The sequence below is a fragment of the Burkholderia anthinoferrum genome, assembly GCF_002925705.1.
Classification (GTDB): Bacteria; Pseudomonadota; Gammaproteobacteria; order Burkholderiales; family Burkholderiaceae; genus Burkholderia; species Burkholderia semiarida.
In genome coordinates this window covers 632,421-655,468 of record NZ_LFZP01000052.1, presented here as the reverse complement: position 1 = coordinate 655,468, position 23,048 = coordinate 632,421, and the positions used below count along the sequence as shown (strand labels likewise).

Below are 23,048 nucleotides of genomic sequence, written 5' to 3'. Positions count from 1 at the left end.
CGTAAGACGGGTCAATGGCCGGATGACATCGGTTGCGGGCCGCGCGGCGTGCGCAGCAGCAGCGCGAGCGGCACGCAGGCGAGCAGCGCGAGGCCGAGCAGATAGAAGGTTTCGGAATAGGTCATCACGACGGCCTGGATCTGGATCTGCTGCGCCAGTTGGCCGAGCGCGCGCATGTTCGAATACGCGAGATCGCCGGTGTGCGCGAACCAGTTGGCCGCATAGGCCGACAGGCGATCCTGCCCGATCAGCGAGTTCGCGCTCACCGATTCGCGCAGCGCGGCCGTATGGAAGGTCGTGCGCCGGTCGATCACGGTGCCGATGATCGCGAGCCCGATCGAGCCGCCGAGGTTGCGCGCCATGTTGTAGAGCCCGGCCGCATCGCCTGAATCCTCGCGCGCGACGGCCGCCATCGACGCCTGGTTGAGCGGCATCATCGCGAGCATCTGCGCGAGGCCGCGGATCAGTTGCGACCACACGAAATCGTGGCCGACGCTCTGCGCGGTCAGGCTGATGTCGAGCATGCAGCTCAGGCAGAACAGCAGCAGCCCCGCGATCACGAGGATGCGGAAATCGACCTTGCCGAGCAGGCGCGGCAGGATCGGCATCACGAGAAAGGCCGGCAGCCCCGACAGCAGCATGATCGCGCCGGCCTGTTCCGCGTTGTAGCCGGCGACGATCGCGAGGAACTGCGGCAGCAGGTAGGACACGCCGTACAGCCCGGCGCCGACCGCGGACACGATCACGATCACGCTCGCGTAGCGCGGGTTGCGCATCAGCGACAGCCGCATGATCGGCCGCTTCGCGAAGCGCTGCGACAGCGCGATCAGGATCATCCCGACGAACGACACGACGCTCAGCGTGACGATCATCTGCGATTCGAACCAGCGCTCGCGCTGGCCTTCCTCGAGCACGACGGTCAGCGAGCTCAGGCCGATCGCGAGGCCGAAGATGCCCAGCCAGTCCGCGTTGAAGAATGCGCTCCATTGCGGGCGGTCCGACGGCAGCCCGAACACCAGCAGCGCCATCAGCAGCAGGCACACGGGCAGGTTCAGGAAGAAGCACCAGCTCCAGTTCACGTTTTCCGCGAGCCAGCCGCCGAGCACCGGGCCGAACAGCGGCCCGAGCAGCACGATCAGGCCGAACAGCGTCATCCCGACCGGCAACTGCGACAGCGGCAATCGCGTGCGGATGATCGTCTGCGCGGTCGGGATCAGCGCGCCGCCGGTGAAGCCCTGGCCGATCCGGCCGGCGATCATCATCGGCAGCGAATGCGACCAGCCGCACATCATCGAGAACGCGATGAACAGCGCGGAGTTCGTCAGCAGGAAATTGCGCAGCCCGAACACGCGCGTGAGCCACGCGGCGAGCGGGATCATCACGATTTCCGACATCAGGTAGCCGGTCGAGATCCACGTGCCTTCGGTGCCGGTCGCGCCGATTTCTCCCTGGATCTGCGGCAGCGCGGAGTTCGTGATCGAGATGTCGAGCGTCGCCATCAGCGCGCCGAGCGCGCCGGCCGCGACCGCGATCCAGTCGGTCACGCTCGCGCGGCCCTCGTGCGGCGGCATGGGTATCGTGGCGGACGTATCAGCCATGATGCGTCTCGTCGCGGGCCGAGCGCGTATCGACGTCGACCGTCACCGACAGCCCGGGCAACAGCATGCGCTGCGCGCGGGCATCCGCGGCGAGACGGATGCGCACCGGCACGCGCTGGACGATCTTCGTGAAGTTGCCGGTCGCGTTCTCGGGCGGCAGCAGCGCGAACTGCGCGCCGGTGCCGGGCGCGAAGCTGTCGACGACGCCGGACAGCGGGCCGTCCGGCAGCGCGTCGACATGCAGCTCGACGGGCTGGCCGATGCGCATGTTGCCGATCTGCGTTTCCTTGAAGTTCGCGACGAGATAGATCGAGTCGACCGGCACGACGGTCAGCAGACGCGTGCCGGGCTGCACGTATTGACCGACGCGCACCGTGCGATCGCCGACGCGGCCCGCGAGCGTGCTGCGCACGATCGTGTTGTCGAGGTCGAGTTGCGCCTGTGCGGCGCTGGCCTGCGCGGCCTCGAGCTGCGCGCGCGCCTGCTGGAGCTGTGCGGTGAACGACGCGATCTGCGTGCGGGCGGCGGCGATCGACGCGTTGTTCGCGGCGAGCGTCGCCGCCGCCTGGTCGCGCGTGCTTTTCAGGTCGGCCACGCGTTCGTGCGTCTCGGCGCCCGTCGCCGCGAGCGGCGCGTAGCGCGTGTACTCGTCGCTTGCGTGCTGCGCGTTGATGCGCGATACCTTCGCCTGCGCTTCGGCCTGCTCGAGATTCGCGCGCTGCTGGCTGATGTCGGCTTCGGCGCGCGCGATATCGGCGCGGCGGGCGTCGACGGTAGCGAGCGCCTGCGCGAGCGCGACCTGATACTGGCGCACGTCGAGCCGCACGAGCGGATCGCCGGCCTTCACGGGCTGGTTGTCGCGTACATAGACGTCGGTCACGTAGCCGGCGACCTTCGGCGCGGCGGTCATGCTGTCCGCTTGCAGATACGCGTCGTTGGTGCTCTCGATGAAGCGGCCGACCGTCCACCAGCGGCCGAGCCAGACCGCGCCGCCGACGGCCGCGAGCACGGCGACCGCGAGCAGGATGCGCCGCCTTCTCCCGCCGTTTCCGTTGCGCGGCGTTGTTCCGTTTTCCTGACGATCTGCTTTCTGTGGCGGGTCTTGTGGCGTCGACATGCTGAGTCCAATTTATTCCAAGTGGAAGAATTATTCCAGTTGATAAAATTGTGTCAAGTAGAATGTCGATCGATCGAATGACGAGGAAGGCATGAACGAAGCGAAGAAGCTGCGCCGCACGTCGGCGGGCGGCTACGCGCGCGGCGACGAAACGCGCCAGCGGATCATCGAGGCGGCGCTCGAACTGTTCGGCGAACGCGGGTTCGCGGGCGCGTCGACGCGCGAGATCGCCGCGAGGGCGGGCGTGAACGCGCCGGCGCTCCAGTACTACTTCGAGAACAAGGAAGGCGTGTACCGCGCGTGCGTCGAGACGATCGCCGAGCACGGCTGGGCGGTGTTCGCGCCGGCGGTCGGCCATGCGCGGGCGATGCTCGACACGGACGCGAGCGTCGACGAGCTGATCGATGCGTTCGTCGGGCTGCTGCGCGCGCTGTCGGACCGGATGTTCACCGCACCGAAGACGATGAACCAGCGGATGTTCTTCGCGCGCGAGCAGGGCGGCCAGGAGCCGGCGAGCGCGAGCGAAATCCTGATGAAGCGCTTGCGCAAGCCGCTCAACGACGTGAGCGCCGAGCTGATCGGCCGCATCTCCGGCCGGCCTGTCGACGATCCCGTCACGCGATTGCGCGCGCTCAGCCTGTTCGGGCAGATCACGGTGTTTCACATCGCGCAGCGTTCGGCGCTGCAGTTGCTCGAATGGGACGCATTCGAGGGCGAGCGTGCGGCGCTGGTAACCGACACGATTGCCGAGCAGACGCGCGTGCTGCTCGAGCAATGGCATGCGCAGCGCGATGCGGGTGCCGCTGCCCCGGCAACCGCTGCGAAGCGCGGGCAGCGTGCCGCGGCGAAACCACGTGCCGCGAAGCCGGGGGCGGTACCCCCCGCCGCGAAAAGCACGGCGCGCGTGAAGAAGCCTGCCGCGCGTTGAGCGCGGCCGGTCGCCGGCCCCGGGCGAGCGCGATCAGCCCGGCTTGCGCTCCGCTCCGTCGGGCGACGGCGGCCGGGCTGCCGGTTCGGCGGCATTCCGCGTATCGGGGCGCGCGTCGTTCTCGTTGCCGGCAGGCCGCGATCCATCCGCATAGGCTACGACGCTGCGCTGCGGATTGGCGATCCGGATCCCGCGTTCGCGGAACGTTTCCGCGATCCGCCGGTTGAATTCGCGCTGCACGCTCCAGCGCGCCGAGTCCGTGCACTGGATCTGCCCGGCCAGCGCGAGCGCCGCGCCATCGACCTGATCGATACCCCAGTAGCTGAAATCCGACAGGATGCCGTCTTGGTATTTCGGATCGTCGCGCAACGCGGCGCCGATTTCCTTCAGCGTCGCGATCGCGCGGTCGATGTCCTCGCCGTACGCGATGCTGACCTTGACGGCCGCGTTGCCGAGCCCGCGATTCGTGTTGTTGACGGTCGTCACCGAGCTGAACGGGATCGTGTACAGCGACCCGTCGCCGGCGCGCAGCCGCACGGTGCGGATCGACAGGTATTCGACCGTGCCCGATACGCCGGCGAGCGTGACCCAGTCGCCGACCTGCATCGCGTTTTCCATCAGCAGGAAGATCCCGGTGATGAAATCCTGCACGAGCTTTTGCGAGCCGAACCCGAGCGCGACGCCGAAGATGCTGGCGCCGGCCAGCAGCGGGCCGACGTTTACGCCGAGTTCACTGAGGCCCGTCAGCACGACGACGAGCGCGATCATCACGAACAGCAGCGAGCGCAGCATCGGCAGCAGCGTGCGCAGCCGCGCCGCGCGCACCAGGTTGCCTTCGCGCGTCCAGCGTTGCAGGCGGCGCTCGATCGCGATGTTGGCCGCTTCCCACACGACGAGCGCGACGATTGCCGCGATCGCGATCGTCACCAGCGCGGACGCGAGGCGGTGGCCGATCGTGCCCGTCTCGAACGCGCGGAAGATCGGCACGCCCCAGATCTGCAGCAGCAGTACGACGGTCACGATGCCGATCGCGCCCGACACGATCTGGCGCAGCAGCGGGTAGTAGCGGTACGCGTGCAGATGAACGAGCGTGCGGTCGTCCTCGCGGCGCTGGAACAGCCGCGCGAGCGCGCCGAACACGACGATCGACACCATTCGCATCGCGATCATCACGGCGATCGAGCGGCCCCCGAGCGCGATCAGCACGCGGTAGCCGTTGTGGACGTCGAGCGCCCACACGAACCACAGCGCCATCACGATGAAGACCGAGACGGGCGCCCACGCGTCCGCGAGCGCGTTGCCGACGACGGTGAAGGTCGGCCGATCCGCGCCGGCGGCGCGGATGCGTGCCGCCACCGGCCGGCGGCACTGCAGGATCAGTACCGAGATCATCACGTGCCCGACGAGCGCGACGGCCTTCAGCAGCGCGACATGGCCGGCTTCGGTCAGGCCGAAGTTGGCGGCGATCTCGACGGCCGCCGTGCACGCGCCGACCACGATCACGATCCGCGCGATCGAGCGTTGCGCGAAATCGGCCCATGCGTCGCTGATATGCAGCAGCCGCAACTGCCGCGCATCGGGCTGGAAGAACAGTCGGCTGACGATGGTGACGAGCCGGCAGATCACGTAGATGTCGATCAATGCTTCGAGCGCGGATTCGATCGGCGTGTCCGTTTCATCGAGCAACGACATCGTCAGGCTCGCGACGCCGACGAACACGAGCAGCGGCACCGCGCGCAGCGCGAGACTCACGAGCGCGCGCGGCATCCGGTGCAGCAGCGTGGTGTGTCGGCGTGCGTGGCCTCGGCTTTGCGAGGATGGAGGGGCGGTGTCTGCCGTGCCTGCGGTTGCGGTGTCGGGCGCGGTGGACGTATCGGGCGGCGGCGTGTTGCCCTCGTCCGACGCGGCGGAATCGGACGCCGCGCGGCGCGCGGCCAATGCAGCCAGCGCGCGTCGCAGCAGCCGCTTCGCGAGCCATTCGACGAAGAGCGCGGGCACGAGCACCGCGAGGAGGATCACGAGCGTGTGAGTGAGGTCCGCACGCTGGTCGGCGCGCACGAGCCTGTCGTGCCACCAGCTTCCCACCGACCCGATATCGAGCAGCGAGCGCAGCGATTCCTGCAGTGCATTGCCGATCTGGGCGGCCCAGCGCGATCCCTGGCGAACGAGCATCGATGCGAGCCCGTTCGACGTGAGCGCCGCCGGCGCCGCGGCAGCCGATGCGCCGCTGGCAGGCGCGGCGCTTGCCGGCACGGCGGGCGCGCTCAACGCGCCGACGGCCGCGATGGCGCGCAGCGTCGTTTCGACCTGTGCGCGCTCGCGCGGGTTCTCGAGCACATTCAATGCCTGCCGCGCCTGCTGCGGCGTCAGTGCGGGCTCGGCGCCGGAGGCGGCCGACGCGGCGGCCGGAGCGGGCGCGGCCGCGTGGGCGGCCGAGACGACGGCGGCGAGCAGCCAGCCGAGGAGGAAATGTCGCATGGAGTGGGAAGGCGGTGCGTATCGTCACGCGGCCCGCCGGGCTGAACGATGGACGGAAGTTAACATGATTGCGACCGGGAGCGAATAGTTCCGTCGCCGACTATTCGGATCGGGTATGAACAGGGCTGTGCGGGCGCTGGCGGTGCATGTCCGCAAGTCATGTATCTGATACCTGATGCTGACTGCCGCCGTCCGGCATCGGCGGAAACGTCCCGCTTTCCCGATCGCAGGGGAGCCGCCTGTAACGCGTGTCTTTCGATGCCGACTCGCGATGCGTTGCCCGGCGAGCGTTCGTGCGGCCGCGACCCACGCTCGCATCACGTCATCTGAATTTGGATTCCTGATGAATCACGCTTGCTCGTCGTGAAATACCGGCAGGACATGTTCGGCGATTTCTTCGATGACATCGCGCACGGGCCGGTCCGATCCTAGGTTCAGCGTGACATGGTGCGTACCTTCCGCACGCATGTCCCGCAGGATGTCGACCAATGCGCGGCGCCCGGTTGCATAACCGAGCGGCAGCGCGGTGGCGGGCGTGTCGGGACGGGCGGCGAGGTCGAGCCGCATCGCGACGCCGAACGCGCGATATGCCGGCGAGGCGAGCCGGTCGACCGCCGCGCGCCACATCGAATAGCGGGCGCGCTGCGTATCGGGATCGCGGTGATACGTCATCCAGCCGATCGAATGCCGTGCGATCCAGTCCACGCTCTGTCCGCCCGAGCCGACCGCAAGCATCGGCACCGCGTCGGCGCCGCGCGGCAGCAGCGTGAATTCGGGCGCATCGGGCGGCGTTTCGTCCGGCCGCACGCGCGACGGCACGCCGAGTGCGGCCGCGACGACGTCCCAGTGCGCGCGATAGCGGTCGCGCCGCGTTTCCGCGTCCACGCCGAACGCCGCATATTCGGGCGGCCGGTCGCCGGAGCCGAGCCCGAGGATGAAGCGGCCGCCCGACAGCGTCGCGACCGACAGCGCGCCTTTGGCGATATGCAGCGGATGACGCAGCGGCAGCACGATCGCGCCGCTGGCGAGCGCGATCCGGCGGGTGCGCGCCGCGAGCGCGCCGAGCAGCACCCACGGGTCGAGGTGGCCGACCGGGTCGGGATAATCCGCGCTGTTCAGCGGCACGTCGCGAATCCACAGCGCGCGAAAGCCGAGCGAATCGGCCCGCGCCGCGAGTTCGAGCTGTTCGTTGAAGTCCGCGACGACGTGGCCGCTGCGCAGGAGCGGAAGCGTGAGGCCGATCGACAGCCGCCCGGCCGAAAACACGGGATGCGCGACGTCGGGGTGGGCGGCAGCGACGGAGGTCATGGCGGTTCCTTGGAGGCGAGGCGGCGGGAACGCGCGGCGTTCCCTATGTAAAGAGACTCTAGCGTGTTTGCGCGATGGACGAGCGGGACGGCCAAGCTCGCGCTATCCGGCCCGCGGGGACGTGCCGCGCGGCGCCAAACGTAGGGCGATCTCAAGGCGATCGTAAGGTGATCGACCGCCCGGCTCGGGGGCCGCGCGACGACGCCCGGCGGGCCCGGCGATACGTTTCAGTTTCGAAACGTTCGCGCTTTCTGGCGGGGTGCGATGCTTGTTCGCGGTCTTGCAGGTGCCCGCGAGGCCTTGCGGCATGAAGCATGGTGCGCTCCTTGCATGGTTGTATGTGCCGTGAGCGCGATCGCGGGCGAAGTCGATCCCGGCAATCGCTTCAGTGGGGCGGATGTATCGGAGACGGGGACAAGAGAATGAAAAAAGACCGAAACGCAACGAATCGTGTTGCAAACATGAATCGCCGACCTGCCAGGGTAGTCGCTTCGCCGTTGATGACGGCGACGTGAACAAGCGGCTTTCCGTTCCATCCGGGCAATCGGGTTCGTTCTGAACGACGGCGTGTATGCGTGACGCACGAGGCCGACCAGTGCCGATCGGCCGTCGACGATGAACCGCGAACGCAGGCGGATGGCCGCGGCCTGGATCCCGGAATCGTCATGCCATGGCGCCACGCACGTCGTCGCGCGGCGAATCCATTTGCACGCCGTGCATCGTGTCGGCGTGACGAGCCAGCCGAACAGGATCGAATCGGGAAAGCCGGTGACGCGCCGATGTGCGCGGCAGCGCGGAACACGAAGTCCGGGGAACGTCCGTCGATCGCGGTACGACGGGCGTCGCAACATTGTGCTGTCAGTTGATCCACTACCCCGATGGATCAATTGTTGAAGCGCCCGTCGCCGAGCGGCGATGGGCGTCTTTTTGCGGGTTTTTCGTGCCGCCGGCTTGCCGCGGCGGCCGCCCACCCGATCGCGCGGCGTTCTGTATCATGTGCTGGCATGCGTGGCCAGCCCGTGCGGGCGCACGGCCTGCCGGCACGACCGATCACGTTGCCAACATGAACGATAAAGCCTTGCCCGATTCCTCCCTCGCCGACGTCGATCCGGCCGCGCTCGATGCGCTGCACACGTTCGTCGAGCGTCATCCGCGCCTGCTCGTGCTGACCGGCGCGGGCATCAGCACCGATTCCGGCATTCCCGGCTACCGCGACCGCAACGGCCAATGGATGCGCTCGCCGCCGATCCAGCTCCAGGAATTCCTCAGCTCCGATGCCGCGCGGCGCCGCTACTGGGCCCGCAGCATGATCGGCTGGCCGGTCGTCGGGCGCGCGCGGCCGAACGGGTCGCATGTCGCGCTGGCGCGGCTCGGCGGCGCGGGCCGGATCGAGCGCCTCGTCACGCAGAACGTCGACGGCTTGCATCAGCGCGCGGGCAGCGACGACGTGATCGAGCTGCACGGCGGCATCAACGGCGTGACCTGCCTCGACTGCGGCGCGCATCACGCGCGCGCGACAATCCAGGCCGTGCTCGAAGTCGACAATCCGGATCTGCTGGGCGCGCAGGCCGAGCCGGCCGCGGACGGCGACGCGCATCTCGAATGGGCCGCGCTCGATACGTTCCACATCCCGGCGTGCCCCGCGTGCGGCGGGCTGCTGAAGCCGGCGGTGGTGTTCTTCGGCGAGAACGTGCCGCGCGAGCGCGTGGCGCTGGCGTCGCAGGCGCTCGACGCGGCCGACGCGCTGCTCGTCGTCGGCTCGTCGCTGATGGTGTATTCCGGCTACCGCTTCTGCGTGTGGGCGCAGGCGCAGCGCAAGCCGGTTGCCGCCCTCAATCTCGGCCATACGCGCGCCGACCCGATGCTGACGCTGAAGGTCGAGGCGCACTGCGCCCCCGCGCTCGACGCGCTCGTGGCGCGGCTGGGGCTCGGAAGCAACAGCCACACGACGGAGCATGCATCGTGACCGGCGCCGCTTCCTCGCCCGATCCGTCCGCGCGGCTGTCGGCGCCGGCGGCCGAACGCAATCGCGGGCCGATCCTCGACGTGCTGCGCCGCGTGCTGCCGGCGAGCGGCAGCGTGCTCGAAATCGCGAGCGGCACCGGGCAGCACGTCGTTCACTTCGCGCAGGCGTTGCCGGGCCTGCACTGGCAGCCGAGCGATCCCGACGCGCAGGCGCGGCGCTCGATCGCGGCGTGGATCGCGCACATGGGCCTCGCGAACGTCGCCGGCCCGCTGGCGTTCGACGTGCGCGATACGCCGTGGCCGGTCGCGGCGCTCGACGCGATCGTCTGCATCAACATGATCCACATCTCGCCGTGGGCCTGTACGGAAGCGCTGTTCGCGGGCGCGTCGCGCGTGCTGAGGCCGGACGGCGTGCTGTTCCTGTACGGCCCGTACCGTCGCGAAGGCCGCCATACGGCGCCGTCGAACGCGGCCTTCGACCAGCAGTTGCGCGGCCGCGACCCGTCGTGGGGCGTGCGCGATCTCGAGACGGTGGTCGCGCTCGGGCTCGATCGCGGGCTCGACTGCCGCGAGGTCGTCGAGATGCCGGCGAACAACCTGAGCGTCGTGTTCCGGCGTCTGCCGCTCGCGGAGCAATGACACGCAAGCGCGCAGCGCCGCCGGGTTTCCTCTATCCTTTCGCCTGTGCGCGCGGCCCGGCTCGGGTCGTGCCCCGTTTTTTCCGGAGAATTGACTAATGGGCAAACAAGCAATCGGTGTGATCGGGCTCGCGGTGATGGGCCGCAATCTCGCACTCAATATCGAGAGCCGCGGTTACGCGGTATCGGTGTACAACCGCAGCCGCGAGAAAACCGACGAACTGATCGCCGAATTCCCCGGCCGCAATCTGGTGCCGACCTATACGCTCGAGGAGTTCGTCGCGTCCCTCGAAACGCCGCGCCGGATCCTGATGATGGTGAAGGCCGGGGAAGCGACCGATGCGACGATCGCATCGCTCAAGCCGCTGCTCGAGAAGGGCGACGTGCTGATCGACGGCGGCAACACGCACTTCACCGACACGATCCGCCGCAACCAGGAACTCGCGCAGTCGGGCCTGCATTTCATCGGCACCGGCGTGTCGGGCGGCGAAGAGGGCGCGCTGCGCGGCCCGTCGATCATGCCCGGCGGCCAGCGCGACGCGTACGACCTCGTCGAGCCGATCCTCAAGCAGATCGCCGCGAAGGCGCCGTCGGACGGCGAGCCGTGCGTCGCGTACATGGGCCCGGACGGCGCGGGCCACTACGTGAAGATGGTCCACAACGGCATCGAATACGGCGACATGCAGCTGATCGCTGAAAGCTACTCGGTGCTGAAGGACGTTGCGGGCCTGACCAACGACGAACTCGGCGCCGTGTACACCGAATGGAACCAGGGCGAGCTCGACAGCTACCTGATCGAGATCACGTCGAAGATCTTCGGGAAGAAGGACGAAGAGACCGGCAAGCACCTCGTCGACGTGATCCTCGATCGCGCCGCGCAGAAGGGCACGGGCAAGTGGACGAGCCAGAACGCGCTGGATCTCGGCGTGCCGCTGCCGCTCATCACCGAGTCGGTGTTCGCGCGCGTGCTGTCGTCGCTGAAGACCGAGCGCGTCGCGGCCAGCAAGATCCTGTCGGGCCCGGCCGCCGCGCCGTTCGACGGCGATCGTGCCGCGTTCGTCGAAGCGGTGCGCCGCGCGCTGTATCTGAGCAAGGTGATCTCGTACGCGCAGGGCTTCGCGCAGTTGCGCACGGCGTCGGAAGAATACGGCTGGAACCTCGACCTCGGGACGATCGCGAAGATCTTCCGCGCGGGCTGCATCATCCGCGCGCGCTTCCTGCAGAAGATCACCGACGCCTATGCGAAGGATCCGGCGCTCGCGAACCTGCTGCTCGATCCGTATTTCAAGGACATCGCCGCGAACTACCAGACGGCGCTGCGCGACGTCGTGGTGGCCGCGGTGAAGGCCGGCGTGCCGGTTCCCGCCTTCGCATCGGCGGTCGCGTATTTCGACAGCTATCGTTCCGAGCGGCTGCCGGCGAACCTCGTGCAGGCGCAGCGCGACTTCTTCGGCGCGCACACGTTCGAGCGCACCGACAAGCCGGGCAGCTTCCACGCGAACTGGTCGTAACCGGTTTGCGGCGGCATTGTTGCGAAAATCTATTCTTTGAATAGGGTTTTTCTATCCCGGATGCTGACATTGTTGGCTCCGGGGAAACAGTGTTTTCGCTCTTTCATGGTTTTCCCTAGGTGCTGTCGGGACTAAACTCTGTTCCATCGCTGCAGACATGGTGTGTGCGGCGGAGCAAAAAAATCCCGGAGGTAATCATGAAATCGCTGATCGCAACGTTCGCTGCTGCTGCTGTCCTCGCCGTTCCCGCCGTCTCGTTCGCCCAACAAAACGCGCCCGTCACCCGTGCCCAGGTGAAGGCCGAGCTGGTCCAGCTGCAACAGGCCGGCTACAAGCTGGGCAGCGACCGGACGAACTACCCGGAAGGCATCCAGGCTGCTGAAGCCCGCGTGAACCCGCAACAGAACGTCGCCGCGGCCGACACGACCGGCTACGGTGCGCAACCGGCCGCCGGCCAGGAATCGGGCGCGCCGGCTCCGGCCAAGACCGGCTGGCAAGTCAAGCGCGTCTCGGACGGCGCACCGGTCTACAAGGGTCGTTAATGGTACGGCCGCGCTGGCGACCGCATCCGACCCTCTGTCGTACAAAAGCCCGTCGTGCCGCTATGCGGTACGGCGGGCTTTTTCATTGGCGGCGCGCGATGCGCGGCCGTTCAGTGCAGCGGGCGCCTGCCGCGCCCGATATCGCGGAACAGCGCTTCGGCCGGTTCCAGTACCTGCAGCCACGTTTCGTCGTAACCGCTCAGCGTATCGAGCGCGTCGCGCAGCCGCTCGATCGCGAGGACCGGTAGCTCGACGCTGTGGCGCGTGGCGCCGGTCAAATGCGTGACGCTCGCCAACTGGACGAGCGCATCGGCCGCTTCGGCGACGTCGGTCGCGAACAACAGGTGCCGGTTGAGCAATTCGACCAGACCGCTGGAACCGGCGAAATCGTCGGCGTCGAGCTGCACGGAGAGAAACATCGCGTTGTTCATTGTCATCCTCGTCGTTGTCGTTGGATTCGCGCTGCGCATCACCGAGTATAGGCGGGGATCGAAGCGGACAATATGACGGCGCCGAGACCGCGGGCAAGGGCGGCCGCGCCAGCGAAAAACCCCCAAAGCGCCCGCCGGCACGGCCCGCAGGCGACCGGCGCCCCCCGTGCGACGCCGCAAGATTGTTTCCGGGTCGGGCAACTGTCGGGGCCTTGACCGCGACAAATGGTATCTTTGCCGATCGGGACGACGCGAAAAAGGGGCCGGTGAGCTCATTCGCGTCGACGTTCCGCTGTGGAAACTGACGGCCGCGCAAGCGGTCGGATACTGATTGATCCGGCCGTTCGGCCGGACATCGTGCGTCGCGCGCCGGAGGGCGGCGGGCGGCGCAACGACGCAAATCCGGGAGGACCCTTGAGAGAAACTATTCCCATCCACGACACGCTCACGCGCTGGCTGCCGCAGGCGGCGCTCGTTGCCGCGGCCATCGCGCTGACGGGTTGCACGATGACGCCGTGGACCGACAACTGGCAGCCCGCCCGCCAGCCGGCGTCCACGTCGGCGGCGACGCCGGGCGTGATCGCCGGCTATTACCGCGTGAACCCGGGCGATACGCTGGCGGGCATCGCGAGCGCCTACGGGCAGCGCGTGCAGGACGTCGCCAGCTGGAACCACATGGCGCCCACCGATGCCGTGTCGCCCGGCCAGGTGCTGCGGGTCGCGCCGCCGCCGGCTGCGACCTCGTACGGGCAGCCGCCCGCGTCGGCCGCCCAGCCAGGCTCGCTCGCATGGCCGGCCACGGGTGTCGTCGCGACGCCGTTCTCGGCCGGCAAGACGCGCGGCGTCGTGATCGCCGCATCCGGGCCCGACCGTTCGGTGCGGGCCGCGGCGAACGGGCGCGTGGTATATGCCGGCTCCGGCGTCCAGGCGTACGGTCCGCTCGTGATCCTGAAGCACGACAACGGGCTCATCACGGCCTACGGACACAACGGCAAGCTGCTCGTCAACGAAGGCGACGCGGTGCGCCAGGGTCAGCCGGTCGCCGAAATGGGCACCGACGCGAGCGGTCGTTCGACGTTCGAGTTCGAAGTCCGCCAGAACGGCAAGGTCGTCGATCCGATGAACTTCCTGCCGCGCAACGGCCGCTGATCGCCGGCATCGCCACGTGTGCGCCGGGCGGCGCACACGTTCCTGCTTCTTTCCTCTTTTCCGCCTTCATCCTTCCTTAAGCGTCGCGCTGCCAGACTGTCTCGCATGATTCCCGAGCCAGCAAATGCCCAGCGCGAGCGCCGCCGCGCCGAGCGCGATCATCGAACACTGGATCGCGACCGGCAGGTACCCGTGCGGCCGCGGATCGACGAACGGATACGGATACCAGTTCTCCACCGCGCCGCGCACGAGCGTATAGCCGAGATAGACGACCGGAAAGCCGAGCCACGCGAACGCGCTGCGGCGCGGAATCGGCGAGCGCGGTTCGACATACAGCCAGTCGCACAGCACCACGAGCGGCACGATCCGGTGCAGCACCCAGTTGTTGAACGGCGGCGTGACGTGGCGCAGCGCATCGAGCCGCGCGAGCAGCAACTCGTAGACGATCGCGGTGATCAGCACGTACAGCACCGCCGCGCCGCGCATCGATTCGTAGCGGGCGGAGCCGGGGCGCGCGATGCGCGACAGCCCCGCGGCCAGCATCGCGGCCGCGTAGAGGCTGCTCAGTTGCGTGAAGTAGCTGAGGTAGTTGCCGAGATGAAAATCCGGCAGGCGCCAGTAGTCGGCGACGCTGTGCAGCGTGGTGGACACCGCGAGCAACGCGGCGATCAGCCGGTAGGCCGCAACGAAGAACGCCTTGCTCATGATGCCCGCGCGCCGTCGCACCAAAGCTTCATCGTGCCACAGCCGCCCGGGCGCGCGATGCGGATTTTCCATAGGGCGGCCATTGTGCGGCGCGCGTCGACGATGGATCGGATATTTGACCGCGTCGTGCAAAGCCGGACGCCCGTGCGGCTACAATCGTCACAGCTTTGCCGGGCGCAGGCCGGTGGCCCGCACCTCTCCCCGAATACGACACGAGACGAAGCATGAAAAACATCCTCGCGAAACAGACGCGCTACAGCTCGCCCGCGATCTTCTTCCACTGGGCCGTCTTCCTGCTGGTCGCGCTCGCCTATCTGGCCATCGAGATCCGCGGACCGAAGGGCAGCGACAGCCGCGCGTTCTGGATGAACGTGCATGTGACGGCCGGTACGTGCGTCCTCGTGCTGTCGGTGCTGCGCGTGCTGTGGCGCGTCGTCAGCCGCGTGCCGGAACCGGTTGCGCAGGCGGCGCTGCTGCGCTGGCTGTCGAAGCTCGCGCATTTCGCGCTTTATGCGTTCATCATCGCGCAGCCGCTGCTCGGCATCATGACGATCAACATGGGCGGCAAGCCGGTGTCGCTCGACTGGCTCGGCGTGTCGTTTACGCTGTTCGGCCCCGACAAGGCACTGCGGCCGACGATCAAGGAAGCGCACGAGCTGATCGGCAACGCGTTCTACTTCGTGATCGGCCTGCATGCGCTGGCCGCGCTCTATCATCACTTCATCCGGCGCGACGACGTGTTGCGGCGCATGGCGCCCTGATCATCCGCCGCCGGCCCGCATCGCATGGGGGGGGGCGCATGGTTGTGTTGACAACCATGCGCCCCCGGTTCGTTTACCGTCGTCCGCACTGGTCATCGCGTTGAACATTCTGTAACATCTCGGCTGTTTTTACGTTCCGCTTACGCGTCGCCGTCCATGCTGTACCGACATCGTCACCTGACTGCCTGGCTTGGCCTGCTCGCGATCTGGATCGCGATCGCGGCGCCGCTGGTGTCGCAGTGGCGTATCGCGCAGGCGGCCACGCCCGAGGCGATCGTCTGCAGTACCGAGCATGGTGCGCATCGTTCATCCGATGCGGGCGGCGTGCACGATCATGCGCTGCATCTCGACGCGTGCGGCTACTGCGCTTTCTTGGCGCATAGCCCGGCGATCGGCGCGCCTGCCGCCGCGTCGGTCGAATCCATTCCCGTCGTTTCCGTTGCCGCCGCCGCGTCGTCTGCCGTCGCGGCGCACAGCGACCGCTATCCGCGCACCTATCCGCGCGCACCGCCCGAGCGCGCCTGACGCGTTTCTTTCCGTTCCTATCACCGCCGATATCCGTGCGGCCCGCCAAGGCCGCGTGGAGGGCGTCACTCGGGCTTTCGATCATGACCCATTCCCAGTTGCGTGCGCCGCGGGCGCCCCGCAATGCCCGTGCGCGGCCTCTGCCGCGCATGCTGAAACTTACCGTTCCCGCGCTGGCCGTCGGCGCGCTCGCCGCGAGCACCGCCGCGGCCGAAACCGTGCCTGCTGCCGGCGCGGCGACGGCCGACGCGGCCGCGCTGTTGCCGCCCGTCGAAGTCGTCGCGTCGCCGCTGTCGACGCCGCTCGTCGTCGTCACGGATCCGAAGGCGCCGCGCCAGCCGCTGCCCGCCAGCGACGGCGCCGATTACCTGAAGACGATCCCCGGCTTCACGTCGATCCGCAGCGGCGGCACGAACGGCGACCCCGTGCTGCGCGGGATGTTCGGGTCGCGGTTGAACATCCTGGCGAACGGGATACCGACGCTCGGCGCGTGCCCGAACCGGATGGATGCGCCGACGTCGTACATCGCACCGGAAAGCTATGACAAGGTCACCGTCGTGAAGGGGCCGCAGACCGTGCTGTACGGTCCGGGCGCGTCGGCCGGCACCGTGCTGTTCGAACGTGTGACACCGCGTTTCGAGCGCCCCGGCATGCGCTTCGACGGCAGCCTCGTCGGCGGGTCGTTCGGCCGCAACGACCAGAACGTCGACCTGAGCGCCGGCACGCCGGACGTCTATGGCCGCGTGACCGCGAACCACGCGCATTCGCAGGACTACCACGACGGCAACGGCAACACCGTGCCGTCGCAGTGGGACAAGTGGAACGCCGATGCGGCGCTCGGCTGGACGCCCGACGACCATACGCGCGTCGAGCTGACCGCCGGCACCGGCGACGGCTATGCGCGCTACGCCGGCCGCGGGATGGACGGTGCGCATTTTCGCCGCGAGACGTTCGGCCTGTCGTTCGACAAGCGGCATCTTGGCGACGTGCTCGACCGGATCGAGGCGCGCGTGTACTACAACGAAGCCGATCACGTGATGGACAACTACACGTTGCGGCAGCCTGACCCGACGAGCAGCATGCCGATGCGGATGGCCGCGGACGTGCGGCGCCGCACGGTCGGCGCGCGTGCGGCCGCGACGTTCCGCTTCGGCGACGACGTCAAGCTCGTCACGGGCGTCGATGCGCAATCGAACCGGCTCGATTCGCGTTCGTCGATGGGGCGGCAGAACTACCGCGACCAGCCGTGGAATGCGCAGGCGACGATGTGGAACGCGGGCGTGTTCGGCGAGCTGACGTGGTATGCGAGCGACGTGTCGCGCGTGATCGGCGGCGCGCGCGCCGACTATGCGAGCGCACGCGACAAGCGCGCGACGACGAGCGGCATGATGAAGAGCAAGCCGAACCCGACTTTCGACGACGACCGGTCGAGGGTGCTGCCGAGCGGCTTCGTGCGCTACGAGCGCGATCTCGCGTCGCTGCCCGTCACGTGGTACGCCGGGATCGGCCATGCGGAGCGTTATCCGGACTACTGGGAACTGTTTTCCGCGACGCGCGGGCCGGCCGGCTCGGTCAACGCATTCTCGGCGGTGCAGCCGGAGAAGACCACGCAGCTCGATATCGGCGCGCAATACAAGAGCGACCGGTTCGATGCGTGGGTGTCCGCGTATGCGGGTTACGTACAGGACTTCATCCTGTTCAACTATGCAGCCGGCATGATGGGCGCGACCACGCAGGCCACGAACGTCAACGCGCAGATCATGGGCGGCGAAGCCGGCTTGTCGTGGCGGCCGGTCGCGCCGCTGCGCGTCGAGACGTCGCTCGCGTATGCGTGGGGGCGCAACGTGGCGAGCGGCGATCCGCTGCCGCAAATGCCGCCGCTCGAGGCGCGCATCGGGCTCGAATACACGCGCGGTGCATGGTCGGCGGGCGGCCTGTGGCGCATCGTTGCGCCGCAGCATCGCTATGCACTCAACGCGGGCAACGTGGTCGGCAAGGATTTCGGCCCGAGCGCCGGATTCGGCGTGCTGTCGCTGCATACGCAGTACAACGTCAGCAAGACCGTGCAGATCTCGGTCGGCGTCGACAACGTGCTGAACAAGGCCTACACCGAGCATTTGAACCTCGCCGGCAACGCCGGCTTCGGCTATCCGGCGAACGCGCCGGTGATGGAGCCGGGGCGTACCGCGTGGGTGCGCGTGAGCGCGAAGCTGTAGCGAGCCACGCGTGTGTGCGTCGCAGCATGCGCGTGCCTGGGCGCCGCACCGCCCGAACGGGCGGCGCGCGTCAACCGATTAGAGAACCGTATCTAGTCGGGGCGCAAACGTTCGCGAGTCGTGCTTCACTCCCGCATTCGACACACGCGGCGCGCGCGATGCGGCGTGCGTGTCGATCCGGTGTCATTCGCACCGGCAGCACAATAACCAGGAGAACATGCATGGCCAAATCGATGCGTTCCAGGGTAATGGCAGGGGCAGTGGCATGCGCGATGAGCGTCGCGCCGTTCGCGGGGACGACCGCATTGACGACGCTCGCGACGACGCATACGGCGATGGCGGCAACCGCGCCCGCCGACGACTATGCGACGACGCGCTATCCGATCATTCTCGTGCACGGGCTGACCGGCACCGACAAGTATGCAGGCGTACTCGACTACTGGTACGGTATCCAGGAGGATCTGCAGAAGCATGGCGCGACCGTCTACGTCGCGAACGTGTCGGGCTTCCAGAGCGACGACGGCCCGAACGGGCGCGGCGAGCAGTTGCTGGCCTACGTGAAGACGGTGCTCGCCGCGACTGGCGCGACCAAGGTCAATCTCGTCGGTCACAGCCAGGGCGGGCTGACGTCGCGCTATGTCGCGGCCGTCGCGCCCGATCTCGTCGCGTCGGTGACGACGATCGGCACGCCGCATCGCGGCTCCGAGTTCGCCGACTTCGTGCAGGGCGTGCTCGCGTACGATCCGACCGGATTGTCGTCGACGGTGATCGCCGCGTTCGTCAATGTGTTCGGGATCCTGACGAGCAGCAGCCACAACACGAACCAGGACGCCCTCGCCGCACTGAAGACGCTGACGACCGCGCAGGCGGCCACCTACAACCAGAACTATCCGAGCGCGGGCCTCGGCGCGCCCGGCAGTTGCCAGACCGGCGCGCCGACGGAAACCGTCGGCGGCAACACGCATCTGCTGTATTCGTGGGCCGGCACGGCGATCCAGCCGACGCTTTCCGTGCTCGGCGTGACGGGGGCGACGGACACGAGCACCATTCCGGTCGTCGATCCGGCGAACGCGCTCGACGTGTCGACGCCCGCGCTGTACGGCACGGGCACGGTGATGATCAACCGCGGCTCGGGCCCGAACGACGGGCTCGTGTCGAAGTGCAGCGCGCTGTATGGCCAGGTGCTGAGCACGAGCTACAAGTGGAACCATGTCGACGAGATCAACCAGCTGCTCGGCGTGCGCGGCGCGTATGCGGAAGATCCGGTCGCGGTGATCCGCACGCATGCGAACCGATTGAAGCTCGCGGGCGTGTGATCGATGGCGGCACGTGAAGGGCGCGCGCCGCTCGCGCGGCGCGCTGCAATCTATGGTGTCGTGGGGCTGGCGGCGATTGCCGGCGTCGCGATGTGGAGCGGTGCGGGATCGCATCGAGGCACGGGCGCGACGAGTGATGCGCAGGATGCGGCCGCGGTCGGGGGCGTGCCCACCGCCGCACCGCAGGCCGCCGCGCCGGCGAGGGCGGGCCTGCCGCCGTCGCTCGCCGGCTCCAGCGCGCCGCGGTTGCCGCTCGATGCAGGCGGCCATCTCGCGAAATCGCGCGCGGTGCGCGATTTCTTCGACTATTGCCTGACCGCGCGGAGCGACCTGAGCGCGGCCGCGCTCGACGCGTTCGTCGTCCGCGAAATCGCCGCGCAGCTCGACGGCACGGTCGCGCAGGCCGAGGCGCTCGACGTGTGGCACCGGTATCGCGCGTATCTCGACGCGCTCGCCAAATTGCCCGATGCCGGCGCGGTCGACAAGTCCGATCCGGGTGCGTTGCAGCTCGCGCTCGACCAGCGCGCGTCGCTTGCGTACCGCACGCTCGGCGACTGGAGCCAGCCGTTTTTCGGCGCGGAGCAGTGGCGGCAGCGCTACGACCTCGCACGATTGAAGATCGTTCAGGATCGCTCACTCACGGACGCGCAGAAGGCCGAGCGGCTCGCGGCGCTCGAACAGCAGATGCCGGCCGACGAACGCGCGGCGCGGCAGCGGGTGGAGCGGCAGCGCGCCGCGATCGACCAGATCGCGCAATTGCAGAAGAGCGGCGCGACGCCCGACGCGATGCGCGCGCAACTGACGCAGACCCTCGGCCCCGAGGCGGCCGCACGCGTCGCGCAGATGCAGCAGGACGACGCGTCGTGGCAGAGCCGTTACGCGGACTACGCGGCGCAGCGTGCGCAGATCGAGTCGGCCGGCCTGTCGCCGCAGGATCGCGACGCGCAGATCGCCGCGCTGCGGCAGCGCGTGTTTACGAAGCCCGGCGAGGCCGTGCGCGCGGCATCGCTCGATCGTGGAGCGGGAAGCGCGCATTGATCCGCGCGCCGCCGCGCGCGGCGGGCGTCATGCCGCGCGCGAGATGTTGCGTGGCAGATGTTGCTCGATGGCACGGGCGAGCGTGTCGAACGCGGGCCGGATGCCTTCGTGCGGGACGCATGCATAGCCGAGCAGCAAACCCTGCCGCGCGGTGTCGGCATTGCTGTAGTAGCTGGTGAGCGGGCGCACGATCACGCCGGCGTCGAATGCACTCTGCGTGACCGTGCGATCGTCGCACGCATCGGGCAGGCCGAGCACCAGGTGCAGGCCGGCCTCGTCGCCCATCACGGGCAGCGCGTCGCCGAAGCGCGCGCGGATCGCGTCGATCATCAGTTGCCGGCGCTCGCCGTACAGCGTGCGCATGCGTCTGACGTGCGACGTGAGGTGGCCGTCCATGATGAATTCGGCCAGCACGGCCTGCTGCATCAGCTGGCCTTCGCGGTACAACTCCGACAGCCCCGTGCGGAAGGTGTCGACCAGATGCTCGGGCACGACCATGTAGCCCATCCGCAGCCCCGGGAACAGCATCTTGCCGAGACTGCCGACGTAGATCACGCGGCCGCCGTCGTCGAGCCCCTGCAGCGACGCGAGCGGGCGGCTGCCGTAGCGGAATTCGCTGTCGTAGTCGTCCTCGATGATCCAGCAGCGGTGCTGGCGCGCATATTCGAGCAGCATGCGGCGCCGCGCGAGGCTCATCACCATCCCGAGCGGGTACTGGTGCGACGGCGTGACGAGCACGAGCCGCGGCGGATGCTGCATGTCGCTCGCGCGCGGGGCGAGCCCTTCCTGGTCGACCGGCACCGGCGCGAGCGTGAGGCCGGCCGCCTGCAGGACGCTGCGCACGCCCCAGTAGCACGGCTCCTCGACCCACGCGCGATCGCCGATGTCGGACAGCAGCCGCACCGCGAGATCGATCGACTGATGGATGCCGGTCGTGATGATCACCTGGTCCGGCGAGCATTTGACCGAGCGCGCGACGCGCAGGTAATCGGCGAGCGCGCGCCGCAGCGGGCGGTAGCCGCCGCCCGGCGCATAGGTCAGCAGCTCCGGATTGGCCTCCTTCCACAGCCGTGCCTGCAGGCGGCTCCACGTGCGGCTCGGGAATTCCGACACGTCCGGCACGCCCGGCATGAAGGCGCCCCACTGGCGCCGCGAGACGCCCGCATGCTCGACCAGTTGCCGCCCGCGCATCGACAGGCTGCCCTGCGCGTCGGGCGGCGGGAGTTCGCCGGCCGTTGACGGCGGCGCGGCGCCCGGTACGCGGATCGCGGCGGCGTCCGGCCGCGTGTCGGCCACGTAGGTGCCGCTGCCGGTGGTCGTCAGCACGTAGCCTTCGGCGGTCAGCTGGTCGTACACGTGCAGCACGGTATTGCGCGCGATCGACAGGTCGCCCGCGAGCGTGCGCGAACTCGGGAGCTTCGTCCCTGGCCCCAATTCCCCGGTCAGGATGGCCTGCTGCATCAGTTGCAGCAGTTGCCGGTACATCGGCTCGGACGAGCTGCGGTCCAGACGGGCGGACAGCCAGTCGGCGAGGATCACGGTATCCAAAGTGGTCCTACTAGGAATATTGAAATGGTTCCCTAGTATAGAACCGTGCGGGCCGTATAGTGGCTCGCATCTCAAAATCAATTGGCGCGGAACCAGGGGACAGCACGATGAAGTCCGATGATGTAATCGTCAGCTTTCGCGGCGTGCGGAAGACCTACGACGGCGAGACGCTGGTCGTCAAATCGCTCGACCTCGACATCCACCGAGGGGAATTCCTGACGCTGCTCGGGCCGTCCGGCTCGGGCAAGACCACCTGCCTGATGATGCTGGCGGGCTTCGAGTTCCCGACGGGCGGTGAGATCCGCCTCGACGGCGAGCTGCTGAACAACGTGCCGCCGCACAAGCGCAACATCGGCATGGTGTTCCAGAACTACGCGCTGTTTCCGCACCTGACGGTCGAGCAGAACGTCGCGTATCCGCTGACGGTGCGCAAGCTGCCGGCCGGCGAGCGTGCGGAGCGCGTCGCGCATGCGCTGAAGATGGTGCAGATGGAGCGCTTCGCGAAACGCTACCCGGCGCAACTGTCGGGCGGCCAGCAGCAGCGCATCGCGCTGGCGCGCGCGCTCGTGTTCGAGCCGAAGCTGGTGCTGATGGACGAGCCGCTCGGCGCGCTCGACAAGCAGTTGCGCGAACACATGCAGTACGAACTGAAGGCGCTGCACGAAAAGCTCGGCGTGACCTTCGTGTACGTGACGCACGACCAGGGCGAGGCGCTGACGATGTCCGATCGCGTCGCCGTGTTCGACAAGGGCATCGTGCAGCAGCTCGACACCGTCGACCGCCTGTACGAATCGCCGTGCAATGAATTCGTCGCGAACTTCATCGGCGACAGCAACCGGCTGCGCGGCACCATCGCGCGCGTCGACGGCGAATTCTGCGAGTTCCGGCTCGACGACGGCACGAAGCTCGTCGGCCGCCATATCGGCGAAGCCGCCGAGGGCGCGGCGGCCGTCGCGTGCATCCGCCCCGAACGCATGAGCCTCGCCAACGGCCTCGCGAACGGTCACCAGAACGGCGCCGCCGCCAACCGCGTGACCGGCGAGGCGCGCAGCCTCATCTATTTCGGCGATCACGTGCGCATGCGCTGCGCGCTGCCGGGCCAGGACGAATGCTTCGTGAAGGTGCCGCTCGGCACCGGCGCGCTCGACGCGTTCTCGCCCGGCGCACCCGTCTCGCTTGCGTTCTCGCCCGAACACCTGCGCGTGTTCGCGTGAGCATGGCTCACCCGGTTTCCCGTAGCACGTCGTCAACAACAAAGCCCACTTCCACCACGA

19 protein-coding genes are annotated in these 23,048 nt (G+C 68.3%); 12 read left to right on the top strand and 7 right to left on the bottom strand.

All coding sequences use genetic code 11. From position 1 onward, the window contains the following. Window positions 1-11: 11 nt before the first annotated feature. Both C5F75_RS25640 and C5F75_RS25635 read right to left on the bottom strand, forming a co-directional pair. Window positions 12-1,598 (bottom strand): MDR family MFS transporter, encoded by a 1,587-nt coding sequence (locus C5F75_RS25640; protein ID WP_059582883.1) that lies wholly within the window; start codon window positions 1,596-1,598, stop codon window positions 12-14. Then, on the bottom strand, window positions 1,591-2,715 hold the full coding sequence (locus C5F75_RS25635) for an HlyD family secretion protein (RefSeq protein ID WP_059582880.1): 1,125 nt from the start codon (window positions 2,713-2,715) through the stop codon (window positions 1,591-1,593). The genes C5F75_RS25640 and C5F75_RS25635 overlap by 8 nt, the downstream gene beginning before the upstream one ends. A 91-nt stretch (window positions 2,716-2,806) precedes the next feature. On the opposite strand from C5F75_RS25635, the gene C5F75_RS25630 reads away from it, so the two are divergent. Beyond that, window positions 2,807-3,643 carry a CerR family C-terminal domain-containing protein gene (locus tag C5F75_RS25630; RefSeq protein ID WP_104012870.1) on the top strand — a complete coding sequence of 279 codons (837 nt, stop codon included), beginning with the start codon at window positions 2,807-2,809 and terminating at the stop codon, window positions 3,641-3,643. A gap of 33 nt (window positions 3,644-3,676) precedes the next feature. On the opposite strand, the gene C5F75_RS25625 is transcribed toward C5F75_RS25630, so the two are convergent. Together C5F75_RS25625 and C5F75_RS25620 are read right to left on the bottom strand one after the other, a co-directional pair. Further along, a complete protein-coding gene (locus C5F75_RS25625) occupies window positions 3,677-6,121 on the bottom strand; it encodes a mechanosensitive ion channel family protein (RefSeq protein WP_104012869.1) in 2,445 nt (814 codons plus the stop codon). Between the two features lie 348 nt (window positions 6,122-6,469). After that, window positions 6,470-7,429 carry an LLM class oxidoreductase gene (locus C5F75_RS25620; protein WP_104012868.1) on the bottom strand — a complete coding sequence of 320 codons (960 nt, stop codon included), beginning with the start codon at window positions 7,427-7,429 and terminating at the stop codon, window positions 6,470-6,472. Between the two features lie 1,063 nt (window positions 7,430-8,492). Here C5F75_RS25620 and C5F75_RS25610 point away from each other — a divergent pair. The 4 genes from C5F75_RS25610 to C5F75_RS25595 all read left to right on the top strand — a co-directional run bounded on the left by C5F75_RS25610 (window position 8,493) and on the right by C5F75_RS25595 (window position 12,085). After that, window positions 8,493-9,395, top strand: a complete 903-nt coding sequence (locus C5F75_RS25610) for an NAD-dependent protein deacetylase (protein ID WP_059582868.1) — start codon at window positions 8,493-8,495, stop codon at window positions 9,393-9,395. Continuing rightward, window positions 9,392-10,033: a DUF938 domain-containing protein gene (locus C5F75_RS25605; RefSeq protein WP_104012867.1), complete on the top strand. Its 642-nt coding sequence runs from the start codon at window positions 9,392-9,394 to the stop codon at window positions 10,031-10,033. Before C5F75_RS25610 ends, C5F75_RS25605 begins: the two co-directional genes overlap by 4 nt. Before the next feature lie 97 nt (window positions 10,034-10,130). Then, window positions 10,131-11,543, top strand: coding sequence for an NADP-dependent phosphogluconate dehydrogenase (gene gndA / locus C5F75_RS25600; protein ID WP_027791098.1), 1,413 nt, complete (start codon window positions 10,131-10,133; stop codon window positions 11,541-11,543). 197 nt (window positions 11,544-11,740) lie between these two features. Continuing rightward, window positions 11,741-12,085, top strand: coding sequence for a DUF4148 domain-containing protein (locus C5F75_RS25595; protein ID WP_059582861.1), 345 nt, complete (start codon window positions 11,741-11,743; stop codon window positions 12,083-12,085). A gap of 110 nt (window positions 12,086-12,195) precedes the next feature. Here the strand turns inward: C5F75_RS25595 and C5F75_RS25590 are convergent, their stop codons facing one another. After that, window positions 12,196-12,516 (bottom strand): hypothetical protein, encoded by a 321-nt coding sequence (locus C5F75_RS25590; protein WP_104012866.1) that lies wholly within the window; start codon window positions 12,514-12,516, stop codon window positions 12,196-12,198. A gap of 414 nt (window positions 12,517-12,930) precedes the next feature. Here C5F75_RS25590 and C5F75_RS25585 point away from each other — a divergent pair, with 414 nt between their 5' ends. Further along, window positions 12,931-13,665 carry a peptidoglycan DD-metalloendopeptidase family protein gene (locus C5F75_RS25585; RefSeq protein WP_059582858.1) on the top strand — a complete coding sequence of 245 codons (735 nt, stop codon included), beginning with the start codon at window positions 12,931-12,933 and terminating at the stop codon, window positions 13,663-13,665. Window positions 13,666-13,731: 66 nt separating this feature from the next. Here C5F75_RS25585 and C5F75_RS25580 read toward each other — a convergent pair whose 3' ends face one another. After that, the gene (locus C5F75_RS25580) at window positions 13,732-14,370 is read right to left on the bottom strand and encodes a Pr6Pr family membrane protein (RefSeq protein WP_059583144.1); all 639 of its coding nucleotides are present in this window, start codon (window positions 14,368-14,370) and stop codon (window positions 13,732-13,734) included. Between the two features lie 224 nt (window positions 14,371-14,594). On the opposite strand from C5F75_RS25580, the gene C5F75_RS25575 reads away from it, so the two are divergent. The 5 genes from C5F75_RS25575 to C5F75_RS25550 all read left to right on the top strand — a co-directional run bounded on the left by C5F75_RS25575 (window position 14,595) and on the right by C5F75_RS25550 (window position 20,226). Then, entirely contained in the window at window positions 14,595-15,131 is a 537-nt protein-coding gene (locus C5F75_RS25575) for a cytochrome b (protein ID WP_059582855.1), read from the top strand. A 156-nt stretch (window positions 15,132-15,287) separates the two neighbouring features. Continuing rightward, a complete protein-coding gene (locus C5F75_RS25570; RefSeq protein ID WP_104012865.1) occupies window positions 15,288-15,656 on the top strand; it encodes a DUF2946 domain-containing protein in 369 nt (122 codons plus the stop codon). An 83-nt stretch (window positions 15,657-15,739) separates the two neighbouring features. Continuing rightward, entirely contained in the window at window positions 15,740-17,872 is a 2,133-nt protein-coding gene (locus C5F75_RS25560) for a TonB-dependent copper receptor (RefSeq protein ID WP_059582850.1), read from the top strand. A 221-nt stretch (window positions 17,873-18,093) separates the two neighbouring features. Further along, entirely contained in the window at window positions 18,094-19,188 is a 1,095-nt protein-coding gene (locus tag C5F75_RS25555; RefSeq protein WP_059582845.1) for an alpha/beta hydrolase, read from the top strand. A 3-nt stretch (window positions 19,189-19,191) separates the two neighbouring features. Next, a complete protein-coding gene (locus tag C5F75_RS25550) occupies window positions 19,192-20,226 on the top strand; it encodes a lipase secretion chaperone (RefSeq protein ID WP_059582843.1) in 1,035 nt (344 codons plus the stop codon). A 27-nt stretch (window positions 20,227-20,253) separates the two neighbouring features. Here C5F75_RS25550 and pdxR read toward each other — a convergent pair whose 3' ends face one another. Beyond that, window positions 20,254-21,774: a MocR-like pyridoxine biosynthesis transcription factor PdxR gene (gene pdxR / locus C5F75_RS25545; protein WP_059582838.1), complete on the bottom strand. Its 1,521-nt coding sequence runs from the start codon at window positions 21,772-21,774 to the stop codon at window positions 20,254-20,256. A gap of 107 nt (window positions 21,775-21,881) precedes the next feature. Here pdxR and C5F75_RS25540 point away from each other — a divergent pair, with 107 nt between their 5' ends. Beyond that, window positions 21,882-22,988 carry an ABC transporter ATP-binding protein gene (locus C5F75_RS25540; RefSeq protein ID WP_059582835.1) on the top strand — a complete coding sequence of 369 codons (1,107 nt, stop codon included), beginning with the start codon at window positions 21,882-21,884 and terminating at the stop codon, window positions 22,986-22,988. Window positions 22,989-23,048: the final 60 nt, after the last annotated feature.

Bases quoted from the DNA above. Each gene is read 5' to 3' on its own strand.
- C5F75_RS25640 (WP_059582883.1), bottom strand. From the start codon at position 1,598: ATGGCTGATACGTCCGCCACGATACCCATGCCGCCGCACGAGGGCCGC.
- C5F75_RS25635 (WP_059582880.1), bottom strand. From the start codon at position 2,715: ATGTCGACGCCACAAGACCCGCCACAGAAAGCAGATCGTCAGGAAAAC.
- C5F75_RS25630 (WP_104012870.1), top strand. From the start codon at position 2,807: ATGAACGAAGCGAAGAAGCTGCGCCGCACGTCGGCGGGCGGCTACGCG.
- C5F75_RS25625 (WP_104012869.1), bottom strand. From the start codon at position 6,121: ATGCGACATTTCCTCCTCGGCTGGCTGCTCGCCGCCGTCGTCTCGGCC.
- C5F75_RS25620 (WP_104012868.1), bottom strand. From the start codon at position 7,429: ATGACCTCCGTCGCTGCCGCCCACCCCGACGTCGCGCATCCCGTGTTT.
- C5F75_RS25610 (WP_059582868.1), top strand. From the start codon at position 8,493: ATGAACGATAAAGCCTTGCCCGATTCCTCCCTCGCCGACGTCGATCCG.
- gndA (WP_027791098.1), top strand. From the start codon at position 10,131: ATGGGCAAACAAGCAATCGGTGTGATCGGGCTCGCGGTGATGGGCCGC.
- C5F75_RS25595 (WP_059582861.1), top strand. From the start codon at position 11,741: ATGAAATCGCTGATCGCAACGTTCGCTGCTGCTGCTGTCCTCGCCGTT.
- C5F75_RS25590 (WP_104012866.1), bottom strand. From the start codon at position 12,516: ATGAACAACGCGATGTTTCTCTCCGTGCAGCTCGACGCCGACGATTTC.
- C5F75_RS25580 (WP_059583144.1), bottom strand. From the start codon at position 14,370: ATGAGCAAGGCGTTCTTCGTTGCGGCCTACCGGCTGATCGCCGCGTTG.
- C5F75_RS25575 (WP_059582855.1), top strand. From the start codon at position 14,595: ATGAAAAACATCCTCGCGAAACAGACGCGCTACAGCTCGCCCGCGATC.
- C5F75_RS25570 (WP_104012865.1), top strand. From the start codon at position 15,288: ATGCTGTACCGACATCGTCACCTGACTGCCTGGCTTGGCCTGCTCGCG.
- C5F75_RS25560 (WP_059582850.1), top strand. From the start codon at position 15,740: ATGACCCATTCCCAGTTGCGTGCGCCGCGGGCGCCCCGCAATGCCCGT.
- C5F75_RS25555 (WP_059582845.1), top strand. From the start codon at position 18,094: ATGGCCAAATCGATGCGTTCCAGGGTAATGGCAGGGGCAGTGGCATGC.
- C5F75_RS25550 (WP_059582843.1), top strand. From the start codon at position 19,192: ATGGCGGCACGTGAAGGGCGCGCGCCGCTCGCGCGGCGCGCTGCAATC.
- C5F75_RS25540 (WP_059582835.1), top strand. From the start codon at position 21,882: ATGAAGTCCGATGATGTAATCGTCAGCTTTCGCGGCGTGCGGAAGACC.